This window comes from Aureispira sp. CCB-QB1, assembly GCF_000724545.1.
In the GTDB taxonomy this organism is placed as follows: Bacteria; Bacteroidota; Bacteroidia; order Chitinophagales; family Saprospiraceae; genus Aureispira.
On sequence record NZ_JHBV01000049.1, the window covers coordinates 76500 to 100297 of the forward strand.

21 protein-coding genes are annotated in these 23798 nt (G+C 35.5%); 12 read left to right on the plus strand and 9 right to left on the minus strand.

The window, feature by feature from the left end; all coding sequences use genetic code 11:
• Positions 1-51: 51 nt before the first annotated feature.
• A complete protein-coding gene (tgt, locus tag CG11_RS25555; RefSeq protein ID WP_052599806.1) occupies positions 52-1182 on the minus strand; it encodes a tRNA guanosine(34) transglycosylase Tgt in 1131 nt (376 codons plus the stop codon).
• An 81-nt stretch (positions 1183-1263) separates the two neighbouring features.
• On the opposite strand from tgt, the gene CG11_RS25560 reads away from it, so the two are divergent.
• Together CG11_RS25560 and CG11_RS25565 are read left to right on the plus strand one after the other, a co-directional pair.
• Positions 1264-2367, plus strand: a complete 1104-nt coding sequence (locus CG11_RS25560; RefSeq protein WP_052599807.1) for a glycosyltransferase — start codon at positions 1264-1266, stop codon at positions 2365-2367.
• 14 nt (positions 2368-2381) lie between these two features.
• A complete protein-coding gene (locus CG11_RS25565) occupies positions 2382-2990 on the plus strand; it encodes an RNA polymerase sigma factor (RefSeq protein WP_052599808.1) in 609 nt (202 codons plus the stop codon).
• A gap of 72 nt (positions 2991-3062) precedes the next feature.
• Here the strand turns inward: CG11_RS25565 and CG11_RS25570 are convergent, their stop codons facing one another.
• Positions 3063-3998, minus strand: coding sequence for a TerC family protein (locus CG11_RS25570; protein WP_081909654.1), 936 nt, complete (start codon positions 3996-3998; stop codon positions 3063-3065).
• 350 nt (positions 3999-4348) lie between these two features.
• Positions 4349-5275 (minus strand): hypothetical protein, encoded by a 927-nt coding sequence (locus CG11_RS25575; protein ID WP_052599809.1) that lies wholly within the window; start codon positions 5273-5275, stop codon positions 4349-4351.
• Positions 5276-5480: 205 nt separating this feature from the next.
• Between CG11_RS25575 and CG11_RS25580 the strand changes: the two genes are divergently transcribed.
• Together CG11_RS25580 and CG11_RS25585 are read left to right on the plus strand one after the other, a co-directional pair.
• Positions 5481-6323 carry a mechanosensitive ion channel family protein gene (locus CG11_RS25580; protein ID WP_197043942.1) on the plus strand — a complete coding sequence of 281 codons (843 nt, stop codon included), beginning with the start codon at positions 5481-5483 and terminating at the stop codon, positions 6321-6323.
• A 224-nt stretch (positions 6324-6547) separates the two neighbouring features.
• Positions 6548-7384 (plus strand): mechanosensitive ion channel family protein, encoded by an 837-nt coding sequence (locus CG11_RS25585; RefSeq protein ID WP_081909655.1) that lies wholly within the window; start codon positions 6548-6550, stop codon positions 7382-7384.
• Positions 7385-7688: 304 nt separating this feature from the next.
• Here the strand turns inward: CG11_RS25585 and CG11_RS25590 are convergent, their stop codons facing one another.
• The 4 genes from CG11_RS25590 to CG11_RS25605 form a co-directional block, all read right to left on the minus strand.
• Positions 7689-8999, minus strand: a complete 1311-nt coding sequence (locus tag CG11_RS25590; protein WP_052599810.1) for a VWA-like domain-containing protein — start codon at positions 8997-8999, stop codon at positions 7689-7691.
• 170 nt (positions 9000-9169) lie between these two features.
• Positions 9170-10591 carry an aminotransferase class V-fold PLP-dependent enzyme gene (locus tag CG11_RS25595; protein WP_052599811.1) on the minus strand — a complete coding sequence of 474 codons (1422 nt, stop codon included), beginning with the start codon at positions 10589-10591 and terminating at the stop codon, positions 9170-9172.
• Between the two features lie 112 nt (positions 10592-10703).
• Positions 10704-11246: a YbhB/YbcL family Raf kinase inhibitor-like protein gene (locus CG11_RS25600; RefSeq protein WP_052599812.1), complete on the minus strand. Its 543-nt coding sequence runs from the start codon at positions 11244-11246 to the stop codon at positions 10704-10706.
• A 138-nt stretch (positions 11247-11384) separates the two neighbouring features.
• The gene (locus CG11_RS25605) at positions 11385-12233 is read right to left on the minus strand and encodes an AraC family transcriptional regulator (protein WP_052599813.1); all 849 of its coding nucleotides are present in this window, start codon (positions 12231-12233) and stop codon (positions 11385-11387) included.
• Between the two features lie 295 nt (positions 12234-12528).
• Between CG11_RS25605 and CG11_RS25610 the strand changes: the two genes are divergently transcribed.
• Positions 12529-13992: a hypothetical protein gene (locus CG11_RS25610; RefSeq protein ID WP_052599814.1), complete on the plus strand. Its 1464-nt coding sequence runs from the start codon at positions 12529-12531 to the stop codon at positions 13990-13992.
• 17 nt (positions 13993-14009) lie between these two features.
• On the opposite strand, the gene CG11_RS25615 is transcribed toward CG11_RS25610, so the two are convergent.
• Both CG11_RS25615 and CG11_RS25620 read right to left on the minus strand, forming a co-directional pair.
• Entirely contained in the window at positions 14010-14645 is a 636-nt protein-coding gene (locus tag CG11_RS25615; RefSeq protein WP_052599815.1) for a vancomycin high temperature exclusion protein, read from the minus strand.
• A gap of 253 nt (positions 14646-14898) precedes the next feature.
• A complete protein-coding gene (locus tag CG11_RS25620; RefSeq protein WP_052599816.1) occupies positions 14899-15435 on the minus strand; it encodes a GNAT family N-acetyltransferase in 537 nt (178 codons plus the stop codon).
• A gap of 405 nt (positions 15436-15840) precedes the next feature.
• Between CG11_RS25620 and arsS the strand changes: the two genes are divergently transcribed.
• The 7 genes from arsS (at position 15841) to CG11_RS25655 (ending at position 23771) form a co-directional block, all read left to right on the plus strand.
• Entirely contained in the window at positions 15841-16893 is a 1053-nt protein-coding gene (arsS, locus tag CG11_RS25625) for an arsenosugar biosynthesis radical SAM (seleno)protein ArsS (RefSeq protein WP_052599817.1), read from the plus strand.
• Positions 16894-17276: 383 nt separating this feature from the next.
• Positions 17277-17687, plus strand: a complete 411-nt coding sequence (locus CG11_RS25630; RefSeq protein WP_052599818.1) for a hypothetical protein — start codon at positions 17277-17279, stop codon at positions 17685-17687.
• 245 nt (positions 17688-17932) lie between these two features.
• A complete protein-coding gene (locus CG11_RS25635) occupies positions 17933-19333 on the plus strand; it encodes a TlpA disulfide reductase family protein (RefSeq protein ID WP_063833215.1) in 1401 nt (466 codons plus the stop codon).
• A 108-nt stretch (positions 19334-19441) separates the two neighbouring features.
• Positions 19442-20359, plus strand: a complete 918-nt coding sequence (locus CG11_RS25640; protein WP_052599820.1) for a hypothetical protein — start codon at positions 19442-19444, stop codon at positions 20357-20359.
• Between the two features lie 148 nt (positions 20360-20507).
• Positions 20508-21155: an ATP-binding cassette domain-containing protein gene (locus CG11_RS25645; RefSeq protein WP_052599821.1), complete on the plus strand. Its 648-nt coding sequence runs from the start codon at positions 20508-20510 to the stop codon at positions 21153-21155.
• A gap of 14 nt (positions 21156-21169) precedes the next feature.
• A complete protein-coding gene (locus CG11_RS25650) occupies positions 21170-23095 on the plus strand; it encodes a leucine-rich repeat domain-containing protein (protein WP_052599822.1) in 1926 nt (641 codons plus the stop codon).
• 196 nt (positions 23096-23291) lie between these two features.
• A complete protein-coding gene (locus tag CG11_RS25655; RefSeq protein WP_052599823.1) occupies positions 23292-23771 on the plus strand; it encodes a RidA family protein in 480 nt (159 codons plus the stop codon).
• Positions 23772-23798 lie beyond the last annotated feature (27 nt).

A 23798-nucleotide genomic window follows, 5' to 3' on the forward strand; every position in this document is an offset into this window, starting at 1 on the left:
CTGAAATATTGAATCAGGCAGCCTCTCTTTGATATAAAAAGCGATTTTGTACTACAAACGACGACTTAATTTAGGAACCATTTCATTTTTCCAAGCAGTAAAGTCGCCTGCTATAATATGCTTGCGAGCTTCACCAACCAACCAAAGATAAAAAGCAAGGTTGTGAATAGAGGCAATTTGTGGTCCTAACAACTCTCCCGAAGCAAATAAGTGTCGTACATAGGCTTTGGTATAAAAGCGAGAGGTTGGATTAGGAGCATCAGGATCTAATGGAGAAAAATCTGCTTTCCATTTGGCATTTTTCATATTCATAGCCCCCTCTTTGGTGTAAATAAGTGCATGACGAGCATTTCGAGTGGGCAATACACAGTCAAACATATCTACTCCCAACGCAATACACTCCAATAAATTGGCAGGTGTGCCAACACCCATCAAATAACGAGGTTTTTCTTTGGGCAAAATGCTACAAACTAAATCGGTCATCTCATACAAATCTTCGTGAGGTTCTCCAACAGATAATCCCCCAATTGCATTACCAACACTATCATAGTTGGCAATAGTTTCTGCCGATTGTTTGCGCAAATCTTTGTATACAGAACCCTGTACAATAGGAAAGAGCGCTTGTTCATAACCATACAAGGGATCTGTTTCATTGAACCTTGTCCAACAACGTTTTAACCAACGATGAGTCATGTGCATGGAGCGTTTGGCGTATTTGTACTCACAAGGATAAGGTGTACATTCGTCAAACGCCATGATAATATCTGCTCCAATTTTGCGCTGAATATCCATCACATTTTCAGGAGTAAACAAGTGCTTCGATCCATCAATATGGGAAGCAAAAGTTGCCCCTTCTTCTTTTATTTTTCGGCGGTGAGCCAATGAAAAAACCTGATATCCTCCACTATCTGTTAAGATGGGTTTGTCCCAACCATTAAATTTATGCAAGCCACCTGCCTGCTCCAAAATATCTGTTCCTGGGCGCAAGTATAAGTGATAGGTATTGCCCAATATAATTTGAGCGTTGATGTCATTGGTCAATTCGTGTTGGTGAACACCTTTTACAGTAGCAACGGTTCCTACAGGCATAAAAATAGGCGTTTGGATATCCCCATGAGCGGTATGCAAACAGCCTGCTCTTGCACTCGAATTGACATCATTGGCCTCTAAATCAAATTTCATCTTCATAGACATTTTTTTAGTTTAAATTGTGTGCTTTGGATTGGGAGTTCTATTTTCGGTGTTCAAAAAAAGAAAATCACCATGGATGTTTTTTTTATAATGTGGTATAGTATCGCTATCCTTCAATTAGGCTATTGGGGGATTGTTTTTCAACGATTAGTTTGGTATCGCCCCTTGCAAAATCATACCATTTGTTCGTTTCCAGGAGTATCTATTATAATTTGTGCTAGAAACGAAGCTGCAAATCTACAAAAAAACTTAGAATCTATACTACTGCAAGATTATCCAATATTTGAAGTTATTGTTGTTAACGACGACTCTAGTGATGAAAGCTTAGATGTATTAAGAACCTATGAAGGACAATTTACACATTTAAAAGTGGTACATCTACGTAATAAGCAACGTCAAGGAAAGAAAGAAGCCTTAACAAAAGGTATTGCTCAAGCGAAGTACCCTTGGATTTTGCTAACAGACGCAGATTGTAAGGCAGCTTCTAGCAATTGGATACGACAAATGTATCAACAAGCAGAAACGTCAAAAAGTGCTATTGTGTTAGGGTATGGTCCCTACACACGTGCCAAAACTTGGTTAAATCGTTGGGTGCAATTTGAAACAATCTATGTTGCCATTCAGTATCTCTCTTTTGCCTTGTGGAAAATTCCTTATATGGGAGTGGGGCGAAATTTGATGTATCGGAAGTCTCTTTTTATACAAGAAAATGGATTTGAACGGCATCAGCACATTGCTTCGGGAGATGATGATTTGTTTATCAATGCGGTTGCGAATAATCACAACACAGCTATTTGCTTGCATGAAGATAGTTTTATGTATTCGAATCCTCCTAACTCATGGAAGGCTTTGTATCGACAAAAACAGCGACATTACTCGACTAGTACGACTTACAAATTCAAACATAAAATATTACTCGGATTACTTTCTGTTTCTCATTTTTGTTTTTATCTAGGATTGTGTATCTTTATTATAACAAATAATTGGACGAACTCAATAGTAGGAATCATTTTATTAAGAACTTTATTGATGCATCTCGTGTTTGGGAAATATCTAAGGAAAGTCAAACAACGATCGTTTTTGAAGTATGTTTTGATCTTAGATGCCTTACTTCCTATATATTATATTATTTTTGCTTCGTCTTTGATGGGGCAGCAAAACAAAACTTGGAAATAGAAATAGCATAACCAATGAATAAAAACTTATCAGATAGAGCATTAGAAGATTTTGAATTGGTTCGCAAGGCCGTAGAGGGGAATAATCAATTGGCTTATGCAGAGTTAATGGAACGTTATCGAGATTCGATTTATCATACGATGTTTAAGATGGTACACAATCACGATGATGCAGAGGATTTGACCATAGAGGCTTTTGGGAAGGCATTTAGAAAATTAGCTACTTATACACCCAATTATGCTTTTAGTACTTGGTTGTTTAAGATTGCGACCAATAATGGTATTGATTTTTTGCGTAAAAAACGCTTAAAATTATTATCCATAGACGATACTTTAGAAAAGGATGGCGAGCAAGATTTTTCTAATAACCTAAAGTCAACGGCTTTAGATCCAGAAGAACGCTACATTCGCCAACAGCGTAAATTAATTATGCGCGATTTATTGAATAAGTTGAGTGATAAATATCGAGTGATGATTGAACTACGATTTTTTGAAGAGCTTTCTTATCAAGAAATATCTGAGCAGCTTGATTTGCCTATTGGAACTGTAAAAGCACAACTATTTCGTGCCAAAGAGTTGCTTTACGATATCTTGAGCAAAAGCAAGGCAGGGAACTCGTTGTAAGCACAAATATTTGCTGCCTTAAGAAGATAAATAAAGAATAACGATCAGTTCTAAGGAGTCCTATTGATCTGATTAGTCATTTTCCATTTCATTGTCTTGAATAACAGTTACTTCTACTGTCGTGTCATTGGTCGTATCCAAATTGTATAAATCTCTTTCTTTGGCTTCTTCCAATGCTCCCTTTAGTTGCACTGGTTTTCCTTGTTGGCGGACTTTGATGTTTAGCAATTCTACTGTTAAGGAAAAGAAAATAGCAAAATACATATACCCTTTGGGGACTTCTACATTGCTTGGCATTAGGTGAGCGCTATGAGCACCTTCTACAACCAACATAAATCCAATCAAAATTAAAAAGGAGAGTCCTAGTACTTGAATAGAAGGGTGCTTGTTGACAAAACGACCAATTGGTCCTGCAAAAGCCATCATGATAATCATGGAAATTACCACCCCTAAGATCATAATAGACAATGGGTCATAGAAACGAGTAGGGTCAGAAGCCATTGGTGTTCGCGCGACATCTTGTGTGAGTCCGACGGCTGTTAAAATGGAATCAAATGAGAAGACAATATTTAACAAGCAGATTTGAAGAATGATACTGCCTAATGTGTTTTTAGGGTTGTGATCTCCTGTGTTTTCTTCATTAACACCCTCTAATTTATGATGAATTTCAGAGACGGACTTGTACAATAAAAACAAACCTCCAAACATCAAGATTAGACTTTGCCCCGTCACTTTTGCATGCATGCCCCAAATATGTGGCTCCCATAAGGGATCTTGCATAGCAATGATAATCGTTATTCCAAAAAGTAAAACAATTCTCAATAACATTGCTAAAAACAAACCAATATTACGAGCTTTGGGTTGTTGTTGTTGAGGGAGTTTGTTCGCAACAATAGAAATAAAAATAATATTATCAATACCCAAAACGATTTCCATTAACGTTAGCATACCTAAAGAAATCCATGCTTGACTGGTACTGAATAATTCTAAAATTGCTGTGAAATCCATTGCTGTAATATCTGATTTGGTGTACGGTGTATTATAATAGAATAAGGAACACCAAATGTAATTCTTTTTTAGGAAGGAATAAAAAAAATGGAGGAATTGTCATCAAGAAATCCCTCCAGTAACTTTGTTTCGTATTGGTTAATAATACTTAGTTGCGTTGCTACGCTGTGGTCGTGGATTGGTTCGTTTTGCCATTTCTTACAGTCATGAACTTACGATACTGGGTTTACTTATAAGTTTTAACTTTTGTCCTTGATAATCGAATTAATGCGACTATATACAAAGTAATGTGTCTATCAATGAACTACTAAAATAAATAGTATTGATAATGAACTAGGTAGCCGCAAGGCTTATTGGAAGCTTGGTTTTAAACCACGAAGCCCCATGTCTACAACCGCTTCGGTTGTTCCTGCACTAGCATCAATATCCAACTCACCATTACCATTAGAATCAACCCACTCAAAGCTCTGATTGGTAGAAAAAGATAACGTTACAACAATATCTTCTGTCTCATTTCCCGTTATTTCTAATGGATTGCCATCAAAACTACCCGTAACTAAGCAAGAACCTGGAGGAGTAGGAGTAGTGGCATTTAGAGGGTTCACAACAGTTGTAGCCTGTGCATCGCCACTATAAATAGAATTGGCACTGGAATAAGGATTACTTAAATTGGTCTCAAATGCCCAGAAGCCTTGTAGCTTGTTTGAGTTGATTGACTTGGTTCTATTTTTAGGTGTCAAATCTTTGATATAACTATTAAACCCAACAAAAGAAGCAATCGTACCTTTTTCATTATTTAGATCTGTGGTGCCAGAAGGCCAAGTAGGGACATTTTTGACATTGTAAACAATATCATAATTTTGGTAACTAACGGATACCCGAATGTGTGGATATGTTCCTGGTGTTACATCTGTCAATGGAATTTCATAAAATGTTTCACCTTCTGTTTTTACAACTGCTTTATCAAAATCAATGGCATTGTCTCCGCCAGAAGTGGTTTCTGCACCATGATAAACAATAGCCCCACCATTGACAGGAGTCAAAGCACTAGGCACTAGCTCTATTTTGTGAGCACTCATGCCATTAAATTGAGGATTTTGAGCAGCATTACCATTAGGAACACTTGAGGGTTGGGCAAAAGCATCTAATCGATCTTGTGTTGGGTCAAATTTTAACTTAAAAACAAGTTTGGCATCATTTTTCGGTGGGGTCACATTGGGTTCGCAAGCACTAAGAAAAATAGCACAGAGTATACAGAAAAGGAATGTGGTTCTCATAAGAATTGTATTTAAATAATCAATAAATTGGCAATGTTGATTTGTATTTACCAAGTACCAAAAATAACACCATAAATTTGATTTTTCAAGAAAAGATACCTATCTATAATTAGGGGAAGTAGATATAAAACTATACTTTCGATGCTGAAACCTTTTACTATATTTATTTACATCTTATTTTTTACCCCCTTAAATCTTTAGTAAAATGAATACATATTTATTATTAGCAGACTTTGATTTAATGGCTTTTTTGCAAGGAGAAAGCTTTATTAATGCATTAAAATCGTTGGGCTTAGCTATTCTGGTTTGGATTGTTGGTACGATTGTTATCAACCAAGTTGTAAAAGTAATCACGAATGCTATGCAAAGAGCTAAAATGGATGCTTCTCTACGCCCATTTTTAATATCAATGATTGGTACATTGCTCAAAGTCCTATTGATGCTGGCGGTTGCAAGTACATTGGGGATGGAAGTGACATCTTTTGTAGCTATTTTAAGTGCCGCTGCTTTTGCAGTAGGAATGGCTTTACAAGGTGGTTTGGCTAATTTTGCAGGAGGAGTAATGATTTTGGTTTTCAAGCCATTTAAAATTGGTGATGTCATTATTTCGCAAGGCTTCACAGGAAAAGTGAGAGAAATTCAAATCTTTAATACCATTTTAGTAACTCCAGATAATCAAGTTATTATTTTGCCTAATGGTCCTGTTTCTAATGGGCCTATTCAAAATATAACTATGGAACCAACTCGTCGAGTAGACATGACGTTTGGAATTGGATATGGAGATGACATTCAAAAAGCAAAAGAAGTAATTGACCAAGTCTTAAAAAGTTGTCCACATATTACTGATCATTCTAAGACGGCTGTGTTTGTATCAAGTTTGGGCGATAGCTCTGTTAATTTTGCCGTTCGTCCTTGGGCAGCTACAGCTGATTATTGGGCAGTACATTCTTATATGCAAGAGAATATTAAGTTAGAATTTGATCGAAATAATATAGGAATACCTTATCCAACCATGGATGTTAATGTATTAAAACAAGACGAGAACTAGTAATAATTTTAAACAACTTCTTTGATAAAAGACTATTTGAGGGACGCTCAAATAGTCTTTTTATTTCGAATCTTCTACAGCTTAAACATACGTTTATACAAAGTGTAAAAAATACTATTTGTCGAAAAAAAATTATGTAGATAGATAAAAAAGTGTAATTTAAGGATCAGAAACCTTTTACGAATCATTTTATTTAATCAAACCCCCATTAAATTTTTAATCAAATGAATGCATTTTTATTTTTGGCTGATACCGATTTTGATATCATTGCCTTTTTGCAAGGAGAGAGTTTTTTGGATGCGCTTAAATCTTTGGGATTAGCAATTGTCGTTTGGATTGTAGGATCTATCGTTATTAATAAGGTGGTAGATATTATCAGAGCGAGCATGAAGAAAGCAAATTTTGATGTCTCCTTACGCCCTTTCTTAGTATCCATGATTAATGTACTACTGAAAGTCTTATTAATGTTGGCGGTTGCGAGTACATTGGGAATGGAAGTTACATCGTTTGTTGCCATTTTGAGTGCTGCTGCATTTGCCATTGGTATGGCGTTGCAGGGAGGTTTGGGTAACTTTGCAGGAGGAGTAATGATTTTACTATTTAAGCCTTTCAAGGTTGGTGATTTGTTAACAGCACAAGGTTTTACAGGAACCGTAAAAGAAATTCAAATCTTTAATACAATTCTGTTAACCTTAGATAATGAAGTGATTATTATTCCTAATGGTCCATTATCTAATGGAACTATGACCAATCATTCTATGCAAGGAAAGCGAGGCGTAGCATTTACATTTGGAATTAGTTATGATGCAGATATTGATACTGCCAAAAGAGTCATCATGGAAGTAGCAGCAACTTGTGAGCATGTTATTGACTTGGATAAATCAGGCGTTGTCGTAGCAGAGTTAGGAGATAGTTCTGTGAATTTAGCAGTGCGTCTTTGGACAGATCCTAACAATTGGTGGGATGTTTTCTTTTACATGAATGAGCATGTTAAGAAGGCATTTGATAAAAATAATATAGGAATACCTTACCCAACTATGGATGTTAATATAACTAAGTAAACATCTTAATATTACTTCGTGGAGAAATTGTATTAATTTGATTGCCACGAAGTATTAATTTAATAGTGTTATAAAATGGTAGTTAGCTTTGTTATTCCCTTCGGTCGTGAGCTCGCATAGCTCGGTTCGCTGCTACTTCGTGAGTGCTGTGCAGTTGATAATCAAAGGCTTAATGTAAAATGTAATAAGTTTTTAACTTGTTGATTATCAGGGTGGTAAGATTTTTTTTAACAAACTATTGATAAAAACGATGAGAGGACCAAAAAATATTATCTTCTCATCGTTTTTTATTTATTCTTAGACCTTAGGCTAATTGTTTGGTCATCTTAACCTTTCTTCCAGGCAAGAAATCCCAAGTGTCTTTGTCAATACCTTGGCTCGTTACCATCCATAAAATGGGTTTTCTAGAAACGACAACAGGAGCAGGTGCATAGCCATCCGTAAAATAGACAATGGCATCAGGTAGGTGTTTTTCATTAGCAAATTCAATTGGAGCATTAAAGTCCGTTCCTCCACGACCACTAATAAGTTCAGGCGGTCTTCCTGTGTAAGTATATTGGTTGTGAATATGTGTATCGCACTCCACAACATAAATTTCTGCTCCTTGTTTCCAAATGTGATACAACTCACCAAAAAATTCTCTTAACTCATCCTCATTGACCGAACCAGAAGTATCAATAGCTACCAAAATCTTTTGTTTTGACTGTATTTTAATTCCAGGGTTTGTACCATAACGTTTAGAAGGTCTTCGTATCGTGTTTTTTAAACGAGTACGGCTACTACTAGCTGTAAAAATACGCAAAACTCTTCGCCAGTTGACATTAGGTTTTAAAGATTCTACTAGTAAGTTGATATATTCTTGAAGACCGCCAGGCAACTTGCCATAGTCTTTGGATTTGACCCTAGAAACCGAGTTAACAATAGATTCATTGATGGCAGCATTAATCATTTTTTGTTCGGCGCTAGACAATCTTTCAAATTCATCCCAAAACTTATGCTGATTCAACTGTTCGTTGTCTTCATTTTCCATCAACTCCTTTAAGCGATTTTGAGCTTGATTCAAACCGTTAGCCGCCTTATCGTCACTTTGAGCACTATCCTCCTCATCATCATCTCCACAACCACTACCACCGTCTTGTTGCATATCTTGCAGTTCTTCAGATAAGCGTTTGTAGTAATAATCAATTCCTTGCCCTCTATTCAATTTGAATTCAGGAAAGTCTTCCATTCGAATGGCATCTTCTGTTAATTGGTCGGAACGAATGTATTGATTGGCAGCTAAGTCCGAAGCAATACCAAACAGCTTCTTATTGCCAAATTCAGGAAAACGTAGCGCATGTTTGAAAACGATGTGCAGAATTTGATGTTTGATGGCGCCATAACGCAGTGCTTTGGTAGCCTCTTCGTCGCCAGGTATTTTTAATGTGTTATCCCAATAATCTGGGTTGACAATCAATTTGATCATCTGATTGCTGCTAATGGTTGTAGCAATCGAACTCGTTCTTTCTGAAACATCTTTCAGAATACTTGTGAAAAAGTGACCATAGAAGGTCTCTTGAAGCATTAATTGAATACTTGTTTTAGCGACCTCATCTAGTATGCGTTGGTGACTCATCTTTTTAGTTACAGCGTGATTTAATATAGGCTTATTGCCTTATCATAGAAAAATGTATCCGTGTGATATATTTTTTTACTTTGTAGATACATGTCTATAAACAGACAAAAAACACAAAATATTATCATATAGTTCAAACTATAAAATTAATAGATTTTTGTTAAAAACGTTCAAGCTGTTATGGTTTTTCTAGCAATTTCTTGAATCTGTTGCCAAGCATGTTTAATATGATGTGCTTTAACAAAGGTTTGTCCTATGACTAGTCTTATAGCATATTGCCCCTTGATCTTTGTGTGTGTCAAGTACAGAAGACCAGTTTTGTTGAGGTGTTGCAAAATAGTTTCATTAATATTGTTTAGTGTTGCTGCATCGTTGATAGGAGTAGGGTGATAACGAAAGCAAACAAGATTTAAACTGGTAGGAGCTAAGATCTCAAAATCAGTACTTGTCTGAATCCAACTAGTAAGTTCTTGTGCTAAATCAATGTGTGTTCGCAACTGTTTTTGCAAACCTTTGACACCATAGGAGCGGAGCACAAACCATAATTTAAGGGCTCTAAAACGTCTTCCTAAAGGTACTCCCCAGTCTCTATAATCGTTGACAATACCTCTATTGGTTGTTTTTAAATATTCGGGTAATATTTCAAAGGTTCTCAAGAGGCATTCTTGGTCTTTTATAAAATAAACAGAGCAATCAAAATTAGTCAACAGCCATTTGTGAGGATTAAAAACAAAACTATCAACTTGCTCTATACCCTGAATCATCCACTGAAACTCAGGCAAAATTAAAGCAGAACCAGCATAAGCTGCATCGACATGTAGCCATATAGCATATTTTTGACTAATAGCAGCAATCTCTTGTAGTGGATCAATGGCAGTGGTTCCCGTGGTTCCAATTGCAGCAACAATACAGGTTGGATGAAGTCCATTGTTGATATCTTCCTGAATGGCTTGTTCTAGGGCATCTCCTCGCATAAGGAGTTGATCATCAACAGGTATTTTAACTAAGTTTTTTTTACCCAAACCTGCAATTTTTACAGCTTTTTCAATTGATGAGTGTGTTTCTGTTGAACAGTATACTCTAAGGTTATTGGCTGTGATACCGTTTTGATTGCTATCAAAATTCGTTGCTTTTTCTCGAGCAGATAAAATTGCAGTTAAGGTAGCTGTAGAGGCGGTATCTTGAATAACCCCTTCAAAATTATCAGGAATACCCATTAAATCTCTTAGCCAATTCATGACACGTTCTTCCAATTCTGCAGCAGCAGGAGAGGTATCCCAAATCATACATTGTGCGCCTAAAGTAGCAGTAAGCATTTCACCCAAAATAGAGGGAAAAGAGGTGTTGGCTGGAAAATAAGCAAAAAAGTTAGGGTGCTGCCAATGGGTAATGCCAGGTAAAATAATGTCTTGAAAATCTTTAAATATTGCAGACATTGCTTCTCCTTCAATCGGTGCTTGAGCAGGTAGTTGATTATAGATTTCCCTAGGTTGAACTTGTGCTTTGACAGGATAGTCTTCGATTTGCTCAAAATAATCTGCCATCCAATCTACCATTAGGTGAGCATAGTGGCGAAATTCTTTATTTTTCATAATTTGATTTTTATTTAATTTGAACTTAATGCGCTATCGTACGATTTTTCCACGAAGTAATGTAAACTCAAATTAAATAAAAATCAAATCTTATACAAGTTGTTAAAAAGAACTATCGTTTATAATAGACAACAATAGAAGCTTTCTCAATGGTTTTGGAATTGATCATATAACCCACTAACGCAGGATTCGCCTTTTCGTCTACGCCTAATTTATCTGTATTAAGGGCATAAACAGTAAGAATATAGGTGTGAAAACCGTGACCTTCTGGCGGGCAAGGACCTCCGTAACCAATAGTTCCATAGTCTGTTAAGCTTTGAATTACTCCTGTTGGCAGCAGGTCGCTTTGAGCTTTTCCTGCTCCACTTTTTAGCTCTTTAGTCGTACTAGGAATATCAAAAGCTAGCCAATGCCACCAGCCACTACCTGTTGGCGCATCAGGATCGTACATTGTAATGGCAAAACTTTTGGTGCCTTTAGGGGCATTTTTCCATGATAATTGTGGTGAAATATTTTCTCCTGTGCAGCCAAAGCCGTTAAAAACTTGTTGGAGGGTAGCTTGTCCTCCTAAGTCGTTGCTTTCCAAAGTAAATGTTTGAGCTTTTAGATTGAATGAAAATAAAAAGATAGAGATGAATACTAAAAATTGATACATAAGATAAAAGTTTTAATGGTGCAACGTTTTGCAAACAGCATACAAGAGGTCTACAATGTTTGTTGCTAAATATTTTAACTAAGTACAAAAGTATTCTATAAGAAGATACTAAAAAGGTCAACAGGTATGCTAAAAAGCTCATTTGTTGGAAATACTCCTAGAAGGGAGCTGTTCACTGGGTAGTTGACCAAAATGTTTTTTGTAAGCTCTAGTGAAACTAGAAAGGGTTTTGTATCCCAAGTCAGTAAAAATTTCAGAAGGCCGTTTGCCTTGTTGCAACAATTGCAAGGCATTATTCATCCGTTGGTTTGTCATCCATTTGTGGGGTGAAGTGCGATAAAATTTGGCAAAATAACGCTTAAAAGTAGAGGTACTCATGTTGCATAAAAATGCCAATTCATCCAAACTCAAGTTGGAGTAAATATTGTTTTCAACACTATATCTAAAATGTGTTTCTATGTTTGTATGTCGTTGAGAAAGAAAAGAATCTAAGATTTGGGGCTCTCTGTGCAACAAATAGAGCATGATCTCTTGAAATTTGATGGTTAGAATTTCTTGAGATAATTGTTGATGGGGTAAAATTTCTAAAGAACGACGAAAATTTTGAGTGTAATTGTCATAGCTAAATTTTAAGACATTTTTGCAAAGCTTCTCAGAAGGAAGAGGTGTAATGGCATATTTTTGTTGAAAATCGTGCAAAATCTTGTCATTAAATGTCAACAAACAGCTTTCATAACTATTAGAATCCAGTCCCTTTTTTTCTGTCATCAAACAAACTGGGTTCGTAATGAGCGTAAATTCGTTGTTATTGATGGATAAAATCCCATCGGTGTTGTGGATTTGTTTTTGACCCTCAATTAGAAAACTAAATACATATTGAGAGAAAGCTACTTTACTTTTTATTAACTCTGTCTTACTTTTGTAATGGATTAAATTAATATCCTGTGTATTGGTAAGTATGTCATTGGGAACAGATACTTGTTTCATCTGGTTGTAATCTTGTAAAGTTGATAAAAGGAAGCGGCAGACGACGGATTTTTAATAGCTAGAAAGATAATTGAAAATTGAGTGTTTTACAAAATGACCAACTAAAAAAGCTTTTTTAGATTAATCTTTTTTAATAATACTCCGTTGATTTTTTAGTTTTTCTACGAAAAACGTAAAAAAGCATCTTGCATTAGTTTGATTATCAGCCTTTTAGCACAAAAGCCAACAAAAGTACATCTTACTGATAATCAAACTAATACGATTTTTCAACGGAGTAATGTTTTAAGAAAACTTTATGAAGACAGATTTATTGCAAGAATTGATACAGAGTTTGTCTAGTGCCGAGAAGCGGTATTTCACCCTGTATGCTACTCGACATATTACAGAAGAACCGAATCCGTATGTTTTGCTATTTCGTTTATTGGACAAGCGGAAAGCGATTAATCAAGCAGACTTTGAGAAAGAATATCAAGCAAAGGTTGGACTAAAAAAGTTCAAGAACATAAAAAGCTATTTGGGGAAATTGGTATTAGAGAGCTTAGAGGGGTTTTACAAAGAAAACGATATTGAGATCAAATTGGGTTCTTATTATAACCAAGCTAAGATAATGATCAAAAAAGGCTTGTACAACCAGTCAAGTACGTTGATCCAAAAAGGGAGTACATTGGCACAAAAACATGGCTACAATAATTATGTTGCTATGTTCCAATTTTTGCAGCTGAAGTATTTTTCACTCATTAAAATCAATTTTAACAAAAACAAGTTAATTGAAAATACAGAAAAATTATACGAAAGTATTCATCAATATTTAGACATTCAAAAAGAAGAGATAGATGTGTATGTTTGGTTGAACAAACTCTACCATTATGCTAGAAGCAAACCAAAGATTAGGGCGCAACTAGACTTTCCAACATTGACAGAACTCCAAAATAAGTTTGACCGTTTTGAATGTTATACAGTTGCAGGACAGATTGTTCACAGTGAGCTATTGGCTATTAGAAATAATCAAGAGGGGCGTATTGAAGATGGTTATAAGATTCGAGAACAAATGCATCAAAAATTAAAGCCATTAAAAATAAAAGGAGATGATAAAAATACATACTGTAATTTCTTACTCAATTTCGCTGCTGCTGCATTAATGTTGCAGCAATATCAACGATTTAATGAGTTATTGGATGAACTCTATGTTTTTTTTCAAGCAAATTACACCTCTGATTTAAGTATTTCAAAAGATATATTACTAAGGTTTTTTATTCTAAAGCTAGAACATTTAATCGTTATAGAAAAATTGATAGAACTAGAAAAATTACTTCAAGAAGCGGTTGACTATACGAGTAAATATATTGCGGCATTAAACCCTGTACTCTTAAAGGTGGTTCAGCTCTCAATAATAGAATCCTATCTAAAACTCAAAGATTACAATGCTTGTTTGAATAGCATCAGTGCTTATTGGGATTGTTACAAAGATGATGCTAATATAGCAAGTCGGATTAAAGTAGATTTTATGATGATTACTTGTCATTATGAACTAGAAAACTTTCAATTCTTAGAAAATTATATCAAGACATTGAAACGAAAAAAATACAATGATGCTAATTTCTCAACCTTTTTAAATGCGATTCAGAAAGCATGCAAAAGTCCTAGTCGAACGGAGCGAAAACAGGTTTTTATCAATCTTAGAGCACATTTTATAGAGGCCTATAAGAATAGCCCATACGAACTCAACAAGCTTTTGGCTTGGGTGGATAAGTATACCTAAAGTAGGGATTATCACTTTTACCGAATTTCGATTTGTTTCCCTAGATATTTAGGTTGAACCCCAAACAAAACGTCAATCAAAACTTTGACTCGGGCTAGTTTTTCTCGAATTTGAACTTTCAAACCTGCTCGAATGGAAACATCTTTGGCTTCGAAGCCAATCGCATTGATGTGTTTGTGGTTGGCAATGAAGACCGCACGCTCATTGTGAAATTTTTGGGAAATAATGGTAATGTTTTTTTGTCCAAATATAGCGTTGCTACGAACGACAGAATCTAAAGTTCTAAAACCTGCATAATCTAGAAAAATCTTGTGCTCAGGAATGCCTTTTTTTATTAAGTCTTCTTTCATGTCCGTAGGCTCATCATATCCTTTTCGGCTGTTGTCACCACTAACTAAAATAAAGTCAATTTTCCCAGCTTTGAATAGTGCTGCCGCAGCTTCTATCCGATATTTGTAATAGCGATTCAAATTTCCATTTTGAAGCAACTTTACAGTGCCAAGGACTAGCCCTACTTTATTGTAAGGAATGGTCTCAATATTCTTGTATAATTTGTTTTGAACAGAGGATTGAACATAATAATCTGCTCCAAGAATAAGTACAACAAGGAAAAAGAATGAAGAAAGTAGAATGGACATTAATTTTTTTTTCATAAGGTTTTAGTGTTCTTTTAAAATCTGCCTTCATCTATAGTATTAATTTATTGAAACGACACCGTAGCAGCGAACCTAGTTTGCTGGCTCATGACCACAAGGAATAATAAAATTAACTAAAAACAAAGCGCTCACGGAGTACGACACAGCGTAGTAAAACTAATCAATGAATTACTACTATAATAGACAATATATTACGAATACTTATATTCAGAGCGTAGTAGAAGAAAAGAGTTTTAGTGTTTGGTTGATTTTATGATTGATTGGCTTTGTACAAAACATGTAGGGCTAATGGACTATCTTTTTCGAGAAGTGGATGGAGAAATGTATCGACTTTTTTGAGACCAATTTTCTGCATAACTCGTTCTGACGGTTTGTTAATTTCGGCGGTAAACGAATAGATTTCTTGAAAGCCTAAGGTGCCAAAACCATACTCTAAACAAGCCAATGCGCCCTCTGTTGCCAAGCCTTGATTCCAAACACTAGGATCCAACCGCCAACCTATTTCAACACAAGGAGTAAAATAACTCTCAAAACTAGGGCGCATAAAACCAATATACCCAATGAATCGTTTGTCTTTTAATAAATCCACAGCATAAACCGAAAAACCGTAATCGGCATATTGTTGCTGAATACGAGCAAGCATTTTTTTGGTAGCAGCTTTATCTAATGTGTTTGGGTAGAATTGCATTGCTTGAGAATCAGCATTAATTTTTGCAAAAGGTTCTAAATCAATTTCCTGCCAAGTCCTTAAACCAAGTCGAGGCGTTTCTAATAGGTATTTGCTCATAATTGAATGTTTTGATATAGCCAAACAACCAAAATAAAGAAAGGAGTGCTAAACAAAAATCTTTTTATTGTAATTTTTTAAGAATTTTTATTGTAGAGCAAATCAAAGCACAAAACCTTTTGAACAAATCGTTGTTTTATAGCTTTATTAATATTAAATTTGGTTAAATTGTATCAAATAGGCACGTATCTTAAACGTAGTTCATGTAACAAGGAATTGGTATAGCTATAGTTTCTTGTCAAGAGGCAACCTTATAGTATAGATGATGGACACCATCTAATACGCTGATTGAGTAGATGAATAACATGAATTACAAATAACGTATTGAGGCAAACATTGAAACTGACAAAATAAAATCAATGCCCTTGTTTTTTTATCAAAAATTTTGTCAAATAACAAGCATACATGAAATTACAAACGCTAAAAAAACGTGGTAGTAAATTAGCTACTCCAAATGTTCAAATTGCTATCTTGGAAGAAACAACTCCTAAAATAACAAAGTTTGAACAAAAATTACAAGATATTAACTTGATGCCTTTCAAGCCTACTCAATTAGAAATCTTTCAGGTGAATATCGGCTATATGTGCAATATGACTTGTGAGCATTGTCATGTCGATGCGGGACCAACTCGTACCGAAATTATGACAAAGGAAACAATGCAATACTGCCTAAATGCCATCAAAGCAGCTAATACGACAACAATTGATATAACAGGAGGAGCTCCAGAAATGAATCCTAATTTTAAGTGGTTCATTGAAGAAATTCGTGCTATTAGTAAAGATATTGAGATTATTGTTCGAAGCAATTTGACCATTTTGGTTTCTAATAAGGAGTACAGAACTTATCCAGAGTTTTTCAAAAAACACAAGTTAACAGTTATTGCTTCTTTGCCTTGTTATACAGCAGAAAATACAGACAAACAAAGAGGAGATAAGACTTTTGTGCGCTCTATTGAAGCCTTACGTGTATTGAATGATTTGGGATATGGAAAAGAAGGAACTGACTTAAAATTGCATTTGGTATTTAATCCTGGAGGCGCTAGTTTGCCAGGCAACCAAATGAGCTTGGAAGCAGATTATAAGCGTGTTTTAAAAACAGAGTACGATATCGAATTTAATAATTTGTATACCATTACGAATCTACCTATTAGTCGTTTCTTGGACTTTTTGTTGAAGGAAGATAAATTTGACGACTATATGCAGTTGTTGCTAGAATCGTTTAATCCAGCAGCAGCAGAAGGTGTGATGTGCCGCAATACATTGTCTGTTTCATGGGATGGATATTTGTATGATTGTGACTTCAACCAAATGTTGCAACTACAGGTAGAAAAATCAGTTCCTCAACACATCGAAGATTTTGATTTGTCGGCAATGGAACAGCGCAACATTATGCTGGGACAGCATTGTTATGGCTGTACCGCAGGAGCAGGGTCTAGCTGCCAAGGAATTGTAAGCTAAACGATGAATGATGGTCACAAAATATAGTTCCTATAATAGTAAAGTTGCATAGCTTGCTGTGTGACTTTTTCTTTATTTGTTTGTTAACAGTAGTACTTCGTGGATTTTTTAGCTTTTTTGTGAAAAACTAAAAAAGCATCTTTGCATCAATTTACCGTGTGAGGGCTTCGCCGTTGATTATCAACCCTTTAAGGAATCAAGCAGCAAAAGTATACTCTATTGATAATCAAACTGATGCGATTTTCCCACGAAGTAATGTAACAGGCAAGTCGTATGTTGTTGAGTGATCGGTTAAGACGAATCACTTCATCTTATAGTCAATACAAGTGTAAGCAATGTTATCGTTGAAAATGCTGAGCGATTACTTAGATTCAATTAAAATTATGGAAAATATAAAGAAGAAAAATATCATGCCTCCAATGGTTCAAGCAGCAATATTTGGAGGAAGTGCCCTTGTAGGAATGTTAGGAGCAGCTATTGTAGCTCAAGAATCGTTGACTGTATGGATGATTGGTACTTCTTGTTTGTTGTTGTATTCTATTATGAATAATGGGATGAGTATGTTTGCTGAAGATTATAAGAAATATTTGGTCCATTCTATTTATGGATTTATGTTTATTATGATAGGGGTGATTGCATTGGCAACTCTTTTTTCGAAACTTAGTGTTTTTGAGGCAGGAGGGTACCGAATGATTTTGACAATTATTTTGATTGCGAACTTTATTTTTATAGCCATGATTATTACGGTTAAAGGCTTACTAAGCTTGATAGCAGAAAAAGATAAAAAACTATAAAAAAAAGATTGTAGTAATATTTTACGTTCTCTAAATGTCAAAGAAGAAACAGATATTTTTAATAGTTTTAACAACTTCATAAAGTTTTGTTTTCATCCAAGACTTTACCGCAAAAAATGTATCTTTGAACTCTCAAAGAACCTTATTAAAAAGACTTTAAAAGAGCGCAATAATTGGGGAAAAGTTCCTTTTTATTGACTGGTTCACCAACTCTACTAAAAGTATATTTATAATTCCAAAAAGAAATGATGCGTACTTGGACAATTTTAACCTTGGGGTGTATACTAGCTTGGGCTTGTAACGATTCCAAAAAAACAACAACAAAATTACCTAAATCAATTACCTTAGAAGTAAAGGTTTCGGATACGACCAATGTAGTAGATAGCCTTCGTGTTTATGCATGGAAAGGCATTCAAGCAGAAGAAGTAGTCACCAAAGCCGTAACAAAAACAGATGCAGGATTTGGCTGTACTTTCGACTTAGGGCAAGTACCTAGAGGAATGTATTATGTTGGCGCTAGTTTAAGAGATTTGAAACCTGTTTTGTTGGGAACAGAAAAAGCAGTGATTCTGGAAGGTGTAACACCAAAATTAGCTGACTTGAAGGTTATCAATAGTCCCTTGAACAAAGAGTATGATCAACTAATGAAGCGAATTCAAGGTTATAACCAAACTTTTATGACTTTGATGACCGATTATAAAAATGGACAGGGAGATAATGCCACCTTGGAAAAGGTTAAGAAAAAAATGGCTAAAGAAGACAAAGAAAAAATGATGTTGCTGGATTCTTTGCGCCAAAAAAACTCTGAATTAGCTCGTATTATGGCTTTTAATACCTTTCAGAGTTATCAAAATAATGGAAAATCTGGACAAGTAGAAGGAGCTTACTTTGCGGAGTCATTTTTTGATTATGTAGATTTTGAAGACTCTGTATATGCTAGATTGCCATTTTACTATGAGAATGTAAAAAATTATGCGACAGCACTTTCAACGGTAGGGTTAAAGAGTCCCGAACAAAAAGCAGTACTTGATAGTTTATTTGCAAAAGTTCCAGAAACGAGCCAACTACACCAACCTACTTTGGTAGCAGTTACTTTTGGAATGATGGGAAGAAACAATGAGGTATTTATGAAGTACAGCAAAGCTTATATGGATAAGTATACTGGAGATTACCCTATGTTAGATAAGTTTATGAAAGAACAATACGCCAAGCTGAAAGGTGCTGCTGGTGTAGGAGAAGCAGCTGCTAATATTACAGGGGCAACACCTGAAGGTAAAACGCTATCATTGACGGATTTGAGAGGTAAATACGTGTTGATTGATTTCTGGGCAAGTTGGTGTGGTCCTTGTCGTCGTGAAAATCCGAATGTAGTTCGTTTGTACAATAAATATAAGGACAAAGGTTTTGATATTTTAGGAGTTTCTTTGGATACTAATAAAGATAAATGGGTCGATGCAATCAAAAAAGATAAATTAACTTGGCATCATGTCAGTGATTTAAAAGGTTGGAGTTCTCAATTGTCGAAACCTTATGGCGTGCGTGGTATTCCGTATACTGTCTTGGTTGATAAAGAAGGGAATATTGTTGCCAAACGCCTTAGAGGAGCTACGTTGGAGGCAAAACTAAGAGAGATATTTGGCTCTTAAATATTAATTGAAGTATAAAATGTTGTAATACAAGTCATTCAGTTTATGGATGACTTGTGTTTTTTTTGATCTATGAGTTGTATTGGCAACAACTAACTACAAAATAAAATGAGATACGCAATATTAACACTATTACTTGGGCTATTATGGGGAGATAGTTATGCTGGTGGACCTTGGGCAAAAAAAAAGGGAGAAGGCTATGTACAATTTGCAGCGTATGCCATTCCACCTATTAATAGACTTTCGATCAATGCGTATAGAACCAAGTTTTTAAATCGGTCTATTTTTGACGCTACAGCAGAGTTGTATGCAGAATATGGTTTGACAAAACGCTTCACCCTTTCTGCTTCATTACCTCTAAAAATTGTTTCATCTGGGCAAGAGGTGCAAACTGTTGACCCGAATCAATTGGGAACTAATGCTTTTGGTCCTCCAAGCATGGTATTGGATGCAGGAACTCTAGTCGACTTAGGAAATGCTCGATTAGGAGGAAAGTATAATTTTTTTAGTAAAACCATCCATTTAGCAGCTCATGCTTTGATTTCGGCACCAACTGCTATACAAGCTTATAATCCTAATACAGGGTTGAGAACAGCTTATCCTTGTTGGGGATTTCAACCTTCTTTATCTATAGGATATGGCAAAGAGAAAATGTATACGTATTTGGAAAGTGGTATGAATTTTAGAACCCACGACTACAGTCACCAGTGGGTTGCGAATTTTGAAATAGGATGGCGAGTAGGGAAGCGTACCTATTTAGCAGTAGCTTTGGATGCGATTGTTTGTTTGCCAGGGCAGTCGGATATTCCAAACTCAACCCAAGAAGTACAAACAGGTTTGTATGTTAACAATCAAAATTTTGTAGCATTCACTTTGAAGGCGATTGTACCTGTTTCGGATTACGTTGGTATGAATTTTTCTTTGTCAGGTGGTTTATGGGCAAATAATGTACAACAGGGACCCAATATTGGTGTTGGGGTTTATTACAAATGGAAGAAAAAGAAAAAGTCAAGCGCTGTTGAGTAGTTCTTGGCTCTAACTTTGGCTGAAAATCAGCTTATAAAACTAAGTGAATCTACGGACTTAATTGTATATTGATGACAGTTGTTTGTTCAATAAGCTAGTTATTGGTGAACACGGCACTACATTTTAATTCTTAAATTATTTTCTATTCATGTTTTCTTTTAACAACCTAGTTCCTATTCCTTTGAGCGATCAATTAGAAACCTCTGATATTTGGGGGACTACATTTGCTTTTGATGCCGCTACTCGATATTTTGTAGAAGCGCCATCTGGTAAAGGAAAAACGACATTTCAACACATTTTGTATGGTTTGAGAAAAGACTATACTGGAGATGTCCGTATCAATGCATTGGGAGGGGAGTATGCTTTGACAGAATTGAGTTTGGATCAGTGGGCAGACATTCGCCAACGAGAATTGTCGGTTGTCTTTCAAGATTTACGCTTGTTTTTGGAATTGACAGCTTTAGAAAATATACAATTGAAAAATAACCTAACCAATCATCAACCCGAGTCGGCTATTGTAGCGATGGCGACAGAGTTGGGAGTAGAGCATTTGTTGGAGAAAAAATGCGGTCAAATGTCTTATGGGCAACGTCAACGTATTGCTATTATTCGTGCGCTTTGCCAACCGTTTAGATTCTTAATTATGGACGAACCTTTTTCGCATTTGGATAAAAATAATATTGAGAAATGTTGCCAATTAATTAGTCGAGAATGTCAAAAACAGGGCGCAGGTTTTGCGATTGCCTCTTTAGAAGAACGCTACTTTTTTGATTACGATCAAGAAGTTAAAATCTAGATAATGTATTTGAGATGGAAGTATACGACTCTAGCAATATAAAAGGAAATGAGGCAAAAATTGTTTCTGCACGGTTTAGAAAACTTGACCGTCTTCCTAAAGCAATATTTGCTTGTTCTAAATTAAAGTCGTTAGTTCTTATAAAATGCGATGTTAAACGTATTCCTCAAGCAATTACGAACTTTCAGCATTTAGAAACACTAGTCATTCGAGATTGTGGACTAGAACAGTTGCCAGAGTACTTGGCAGATTTAAAGCAGTTAACTTATCTAGAAATTACAGGCAATGCTTTGGAGGTTGTTCCGAAATCACTAGCATTTGGGGAACGAGATTTACAACTTCATTTGACAGGAAATAAAATCCAATCTATTTCCAAAGACTTTTTCGCACTCAATACACGTATTACCCAGTTAAGTTTGACGAATAATGCGTTGTCTGAATTGCCTGAATTGGACGAAGATTGTTTGCATTTAAGGGAATTGAGAATTGCGGGCAATCGACTAGAATCCTTGTCGCCAAATTTTATCAAAAAACTAAAAGCACTCACTTTTCTAGATATTAGAAACAATCCTTACAAACAATTGCCCTTAGCCATTCTTAACTTGGATTTAAATTCTAATGGCTGTCGTTTGTATGCCCAAGATTTGGGTTTGGATGAGGATTGGTTAAAAGCAACTTCCTTTTCTATTTTATTAAAGGCTTTCAAAGTCGTTTCTTTAGATTTTGAAGGTAGAAAAGTGGCTTATCAGTTATTAACTCAATCTTCAAAAAGAACATTTGAACAAGACAGCTTACTAAAGTGCTTGACTCTAAAACATCAAGAGATTGGTGAACGAGCATTAGAACAGCTATTGCTACAACAGCAAGAAGCATTGGCTAACAATCCACTAGATGAAAAAAGTGAACTGGCAATTTGGGGTAAAACGAATCTACCTAAGAAGTCGCTCAAAGAAAAAATAAAAGAAAAAGGAATTCAATATGTTACCAAAATAAAAGCTACAACAACGCATGTCGTATTAGCACCACCCATCAAACTACCTTCAATAAATAATGTTGAGCAATTGGTGTTCATCGACGAAGCAACTTTGTTGAATTTTTTAGAAATTGAAAAAGGAAGATATCTAAAAACAGAGGAAACGAGTCCAACAGATATAGAACATTTGACGACCTTGCTTTATCACAAAGATATTGAAAATAGAACCTTGGCATTGGCTATTATGAAGGAAGGAGGGGTGCCGAAAGTCTTGTTAACAGATTTGTTTTTGATTTGGAGAGATACAAAAAATGATGCCTCTTTTCGAAAAAAGGTATTGAGTTTGTTAAAACAAAACGCAAGCAAAACGCTGCAATCTAAATTGGCGGCTAAGGTTCGTCCCATTATGCGTGCCACCTTAGATGAGTACACGTTGGAGGATAATTTACAGCATTATACCAAAGGGACGGAGTTGGATGCTTGGAGGATTGGTCGTTATGTTTTTAGGAATTTTAAGAATGGTTTGCGTTTTTGGTTACAGCATTTGTCAACAGAAGAAAAAAATACCTTAATTAATTTCTTGATAGACAAACGACCTGATTTCGTTTTGAAAAATTGTTACTTCCAAGCACTAGAGGAATTGTTTTTGTATAAAAATGCCAAACGAGTGGCTATCGAAAAAGCTAATCTAACGTCTTTTCCAAAAAAGTTACTAGATTTTCAGCAAATGTGGTATTTGTCTTTAGGCAACAATGAAATTTGCCAATTGCCAGATGATTTGGAGCGTCTACAAGGTTTGCGTACGTTAAATTTAAAAGGAAATAAATTAGAGGAATTTCCTGCCGTATGTAAACGAATGAACCGATTAAAAGTAATTGTCTTAGCAATGAATCCTTTGGTTTGGAATAAGAAATTTGTGGATACTGCACTGTATTCCTACGATGAGGTTGTAGCCAAACGGAAATAAATTTTAATACTTACCACAACTCATTTTTTAGCCCTTCTACAGAACAAAAATTAGCGAATTATTATTATATTATTGTTTACTATGAAACTTAAGCAAGGAAGACTAAGGAGCAATATATTTATTTCTCTTATCCTACTTGGTTCATGGTGAGTTGCCTTGAATAAAGAATATCTTATAAAACCTATTTTATTAACGTATGAACAGGAATTTAGTAGAAGAAAAACTGCGAGAATTAAAATTAAGTTTACCTAATGTGTCATTGCCAGGAGGGTCTTATGTCTCTGTCAATATACGTGGGGCAATAGCTTATGTGGCTATCCAATTTCCAATTATTAATCAAGCTCATTTTTATCAAGGTCGTTTAGGCGTAGAAATTTCTACCGAGGACGGTTACAAAGCGATGCAATTATGTGCTTTGAATGTCCTAGCTCAAATAAAAGCAAAAGTAGGTTTTGATAAAGTGCTTGGGTTGAACCACATTGATGCGTATTATCAATCTGGAGAACATTGGGACGAAGGACCCTCTATTGTCAATGGAGCCTCTGATTTGTTTGTCAATATTTTAGGTGAAAAAGGAAAACACTCTAGGGCTATTTTTGGAGTGCATAAGTTGCCTCGAAATTTTAGTGTAGGGCTAACGGCTACTTTTACATTGATTACGGATATGCCATCTTAAATAAAGGAAATTTTAAATTGGAAAAAT